We start from the raw sequence: 5,732 nt of genomic DNA on the forward strand, positions 1-5,732 counted from the left end.
CGACGCATCACACCCCGGCTCATCCCGGCCCGGCTCATCCCGGTCCGGCTCATCCCGGCCCGGCTCATCCCGGTCCGGCTCATCCCGGCCCGGCTCGTCGCAGCCCGGCTCGCCCCCGGCCGACGGCTCATCACAGACTGGCTCGCCCCAACCCGGCGGGGCACAACCCGACGCGACATCCCACCCCGGCGGGACCTCGCAACCCAGCGGGGCATCGCAAGCCGGCACGACATTCCAGCCCAACGAGGCATCGCAACCCGGCACGACATCCCAACCCAGCACGGCGCCCCAACCCAGCGGGGCACCGCAACCGGGGGGGACCTCGCAGCCGGGCGGAGCCCCCGGGCCCGGCGGCTCCGGTGAATCCGCTGGCCCGGCGCCGCACGATGGGCCTGAGCCATCCGGCGGCCCCCAACCATCCAGCGGTCGCGAACCGTCCAGCAGCCCCGGACCGTCCGGCGGCCCCCTTACGTCCGGCAGCCTGGAACCGTCCAGCAGCCCTGAACTATCCGGCGGTCCCGGACCGTCCGGCGGGGCGGGAACGGCATTCGGAGCGCGGCAAGGTGCTCGCCGTAGGGCGCCGGTGGGGAAGGTGACCGTGCTCGCCGCGGCGACCGGCGTGGTCGGGGTCGCCGCCATCCTGATCGGCTGGGTGCTGCCACTGCTCGGAGAGAGGGACGAGAACGAACCCGCGACGAGCCGGCCCACCCCCGCGCAGACCGTCTCCCCGCGCGACGACTCCGTCTTCGAGGGTGACGTGACCTACCCCGACGGCAGCGTGGTGGAGCAGGGCGCCGCCTTCGACAAGGTGTGGCGCATCCGCAACGCGGGCACCGTCCCGTGGCAGGATCGCTACCTGACCCGCATGAACGACACCCCGTGCAAGGCGCCGGAACGGGTCGGGATCGGGCCGGTGCTGCCCGGCGAGACGGTCGACATCACCGTACGCGTGCGCGCCGCCGACTCTCCCGGCCGCTGCAAGATCTTCTGGAAGATGACCGACGAGGACGGCACCCCGCTGCTCGCCGGCAAGAAGCCCATCTTTCTCGACGTCACCGTCGGCTGAGAGCGGGGTCCGCGCTCGCGTACGCACCGGGTGTCCGGCTGCATGAGCAGCGGCTCGTGCGGAACGCGGCCAGGAGGGCACCGGTCGTCAGTTCGTCGGGAACGGCAGGGCGAGCAGGTTGTACGTCATGGCGACCTTGAAGAACACCACACCGGCCAGGGCGAGCCCCGTGTAGCACAGCCGTCCTGGCCGGCCCCACCAGCCCTTCACCCAGGCCGCCACCGCGCAGCCGGCGACCACGATGCAGAGCACGAGCCCGGCCGTGGCGACGATCGGCAGCGCGGCCAGCCGGGGCGCGTAGAGAGAGGTCAGCTCGATGGTGACGTTCGGGTCGGACATGGTCACGGCGACGCCACCGACGAAGACGGTCACCAGCGCGGCGGTGATCCAGGCCAGCAGCCGGGCGGCACGGGCACCGGCCGGTTGAGCCCGGGCACCGGCACGCGAACGCCTCCGCAGCACCCGGACCAAGGCGTTGACCGGCAGGACGAGGAAGGCGAGCACGAACACGAGGCCGCTGAGACCCAACAGGACCGTGTGCAACATCGGCTCGTCGGACCAGTGCAGCTTCTCCAGCGCCTCGGACGGGTTCATCGAGCTGGACAGCGTGCCCTCGTCGTCGAAGGCGATCTTCGCCCGGCCGTCGCGCTCCTGGAAGAGACCTGGCCCGATGGGCGTCCAGTGCTGGGTCGTCTTCTCCGGGTCCAGCGAGAGGCCGGTGGTGGTGAGAGTGCCGTCGGCGTTGGCCTGTACGGTCGTCGTGCCGAACAGCGCGCTGACCTTCATGAGGCTGGTCCGGCTGGTGCGCGTGGAGCGGTAGCTGCCGGCGTAGCGCGTCGTGTCCCCGCCGGAGACGGCCCGTGTGCCGTCCGGCTGCGCGGGCACGTACTCGTCCATGATCTGATGGACGAGGCTCTGGCCGGCCCAGCCCGCGACCTGGCCGACGCCGTCGCCGTTGTAGACGACGTAGATCCCGATGTCCTGCCTCGGAAGCAGCGCCATGACGTTGTGGTGGCCGGGCACCTCGCCGTCCTTGTAGACGATCCGGTGGCCGTTGTGCGAGCGCTGCTCGAAGGTGTATCCCATGCCCGGGATGCGCGGGTCCTGGGCGTAGTGCTGCTCCTGGAGGCGGCGAGCGACGTTCGCACCCATGCGCGGATCGTCGCTGAGCTGGGCGAGCATGAAGCGGCCCATGTCGGCGGGGGTGGAGACGGGGCCGGTTCCCGAGGGGGCCCAGGGGCCGTACTGGCCCTGGACGGCAGCGTAGCCGCCCTCGCTCGGGCGGTAGGCGCCGGCGAGGTCGAGGGCGAGGTCCGCGGCGTGCGGCACGGCCACGCTGGTGGCGTTCATGCCGAGCGGCTTGAGTACGTGCTGCTCGACGTACTGCGCGTACGGTTGCCCCGAGGCGGCCTCCACGAGGTGGCCGGCCAGCGCCATACCGTAGTTGTCGTAGGCGACGCGCGTGCCGGGCGGGCGTACCCGGCGCGGTTGCCGTTCGGCCAGGCTGTCCGCCAGGGAGCCGACGTCTTCCGGGTCGGCTTCGGCGAGCCCGACGATGTCGTCGTCGAAGCCCGCCGTGTAGGTCAGGAGGTGTTCCAGGGTGACCGGCCGCCCCGGGTAGGAGTCCTCGATCTTGAACGTGGTCAGATACTTGTTGACATCCGCGCGCAGGTCCAGCTTGCCGTCGTCCACGAGTTGCAGCGCGGCCGCGGCGGTGAACAGCTTGGCGAGCGATCCGGTGAAGAAGCCGGTGCGCCCAGGGTCGACCGGCCGGCGCGTGGCCACGTCGGCGACACCGTAGCCCTTGGTGAGGACCGTACGCCCACCGGAGACCACGACGACGGCCGCACCGGGAATGCGGTGCTCGGCCAGTTGCCCGGGGACGATCCGGTCGATCGTCTCGGCCAGTCCGGACAGGTCGGTCTCCGGCGTGACCGGCGTGGCGGATGCCGTGGCCGGGCCTGCTGCGAGAAGGATCAGGGCGCCGGCCAGCGCCGTGGCCCAGATGCGGATCAGGTGCGCTTTCATGGGGACAACCCTGCCGACCTGGGGTGATACCGGACCAGTGTCAGGGACACCAGTACGTACGGCAGAATGCATGATCCGTACATATCGGTATGATTCTCCGCTGTGGTGATCATCCTGGTGGTCCTGGCCGGTGTGGCGTTCGATCCGCTCGCACCGCTGCCCGGCGTGCCCGCGATCGTCATGCTGATCCTGCAGATCGTGCACAGCCTGCCCCGCCCGCGCCGCCTGGCCGGTCCGTGGACCCTGGTCGCGCAGGCCCTGTTGTTCGTGTGGGCCGGGCAGGGTGCTCCCGGGCTGCTCACCGCCTCCGTGCTCCTGATCGCGCGCGGCCCGGCGCGCTGGGTGCTGGCCGCAGCCGTTGTGGCCGTGACCGGCCTGCTCAACACGGCCGACGTCTACACCTGCGTGAACGCCATGGTGAACGCGCTGACGCAGGGCCTGGTGGTGTTCGGCGTCACCCGGCTGAACGACCTGCGCGCCGAACTGCACGCCGCCCGCCACGAACTGGCCGAGGCGTCGGTCGCCGAAGAGCGCGAGCGGGCCTCACGCGAGTTCGAGAGCGTCCTGGGCTCCAGCCTGTCGGCCATCACCGCCCTGGCGGCGCAGGGGCGTACCGGCGAGATCGTCACCCTGGCGCGCCGGGCCGCCGCGCGCGCCCGGCGGGCTCCGCCGCCCCCGGCCCAGCCGCCCTTCGACGACCTCACGCCCAGGCTCGCGCTGCCCATCCTGGTGACCGTGCACCTGGGCTTCCTGATCGTCTCCGCGGTGTTCCTGTGGCGGGCGGCTCCGCCACCCCCCGTCCTGGCCCCCGCTTTTCTGATCCTGGCCGGGGTCACGGGCCTGCAACTGCGCCACTCATGGCCCCGGCCGCCCGGGGTACGGCCCGCGCACGCCCGATGGACGCTTCCACTGCAGCTCGTCCTCGCCCTGGCCCCGCTGTTCTTCCCCGAACGCCCCTATCCGCAGCTCATCGGCTACGCCGCCGGCTCGCTGCTCATCCTGTGGACCCGCTGGGCGGCCATCCCCGTGGTCGGCGCCGTGCTGGCGGCGACCTCCGTCGTGATGGCACTACGCGGCATCGCTCCGGTGGACAACCTCTACTGGACGTTCAACGCGCTGGCCATCGCGGTCATGTTCCACGGCCTGGCCCTGCACACCCACATGGTCGCCCAGGTGCGCCAGGCCCGCCTGGCGCTGGCCGGGATCGCGCTGGAGAGGGAGCGCCGCCGCATCGCCCGCGATGTGCACGATCTGCTCGGCTACAGTCTGTCGGCCATCGTGGTGAAGGCAGAGCTGGCCGTCCGGACGCCTGAGCGGAGCACCGAGCAACTCGCCGACATCACCCGCATCGCCGAACGTGCCCTCGCCGACGTTGCCGCCATCCCCCGCGACAGCGGCCGGCCGTTGTCGTTGGCGACCGAGCTGGCCTCCGCCCGTGAGGTGCTGTCCGCCGCGGGAGCCGACGTCCACGCCGATCCCGTGGTCGAGCTGCCGGCCGACATCGACGCGCTGCTGGCCATGGTGCTGCGTGAGGCGGTCACCAACGTCCTGCGCCACAGCCGTGCCCGGCTCTGCCGCATCGAGCTCACCACGCAGGACGCCACCGCACGCCTGCGGATCACCAACGACGGTGTCACCGGCACCGGCACCGACACCGACACCGACACCGGCACCGGCACCGACACTCACACTGACGCTGGCACCGAAAACGACACCCACGCCGAGACCGGCACCGACGCCGCCCCGCCCGGACAGGGCCTGCGCAATCTGACCCAGCGGGTGAGCGCCCACGGCGGCTCCCTGCGCACCTCCCGGGTGCCCGGAGGGTATGAGCTCCTGGTCCTACAACCAACCGGCTTCGGTCGCGATGCGGACGGCGTCGAGCCGGTTGCGGGCCCCTAGCTTGGTGACGATCGCCCCCAGGTAGTTGCGTACGGTGCCCTTCGACAGGTAGAGCGTCGAGGCGATCTGCGCGGGTTCCACGCCGTCCGCCGCCATCCGCAGCACCATGATCTCCCGTTCGCTCAGAGGGTTCGGCCTGCTCATGATCGTCTGTGCGGCCAGATCCGGGTCGAGCACGCGCTCGCCCGCGACCACCCTGCGGATCGCCTCCGCCAGCTGCGCGGGCGGCGCGTCCTTGAGCATGAACCCGCTGGCCTCGGACGCCAGCGCCTGCCGCAACGTCTCGGGCCGCCCCAGCGACGTGAGGATCAGCACCCGGCACCCGGGCAGCCGCTCGGCCAGCACACCGGCCGCGGCGAGCCCGTCCAGCTCACCCGGCATGTGCACGTCGAGCACCGCCACGTCCGGCCTGTGTTCCAGGGCCGCCGCCACCGCAGCCTCCCCCGTCGCCACCTCGGCGACCACCGTCAGGTCACTCTCCAGCTCCAGCAGCGCCACAATGGCCCCGCGAATGAGCTCCATGTCCTCCGCCAGCAACACCCGAATCACGATCTCCATCCTTCCCGTGCCCAGCAGGCCGCAGGTCTCATCCTCCGCCCCCGCTGCCGGTCAGCGGTAGGCGGAGGCCTGGAGGGTGTAGAGGTCGGCGTAGAGGCCGTTGAGTGCCATGAGGGTGTCGTGGTCGCCGTGTTCGGTGACGAGGCCGCGGTCGAGGACGTAGATGCGGTCGGCGTAG

Annotated in this window: 4 protein-coding genes; 2 read left to right on the forward strand and 2 right to left on the reverse strand. The window is 71.6% G+C overall.

Going from position 1 to position 5,732, the window contains the following annotated elements; genetic code table 11:
• The first annotated feature begins 592 nt into the window (after positions 1 to 592).
• Positions 593 to 1,066: an NBR1-Ig-like domain-containing protein gene (locus E1295_RS46745; protein WP_166427770.1), complete on the forward strand. Its 474-nt coding sequence runs from the start codon at positions 593 to 595 to the stop codon at positions 1,064 to 1,066.
• Positions 1,067 to 1,153: 87 nt separating this feature from the next.
• Here E1295_RS46745 and E1295_RS46750 read toward each other — a convergent pair whose 3' ends face one another.
• Positions 1,154 to 3,094, reverse strand: coding sequence for a serine hydrolase domain-containing protein (locus E1295_RS46750; protein ID WP_246081235.1), 1,941 nt, complete (start codon positions 3,092 to 3,094; stop codon positions 1,154 to 1,156).
• 102 nt (positions 3,095 to 3,196) lie between these two features.
• On the opposite strand from E1295_RS46750, the gene E1295_RS46755 reads away from it, so the two are divergent.
• Positions 3,197 to 4,996, forward strand: coding sequence for a sensor histidine kinase (locus E1295_RS46755; RefSeq protein ID WP_132641648.1), 1,800 nt, complete (start codon positions 3,197 to 3,199; stop codon positions 4,994 to 4,996).
• Here the strand turns inward: E1295_RS46755 and E1295_RS46760 are convergent.
• Positions 4,937 to 5,545, reverse strand: a complete 609-nt coding sequence (locus tag E1295_RS46760) for a response regulator transcription factor (protein ID WP_132641650.1) — start codon at positions 5,543 to 5,545, stop codon at positions 4,937 to 4,939. The genes E1295_RS46755 and E1295_RS46760 overlap by 60 nt on opposite strands.
• Between the last annotated feature and the right edge of the window lie 187 nt (positions 5,546 to 5,732).

Source organism: Nonomuraea mesophila, assembly GCF_004352805.1.
GTDB lineage: Bacteria > Actinomycetota > Actinomycetes > Streptosporangiales > Streptosporangiaceae > Nonomuraea > Nonomuraea longispora.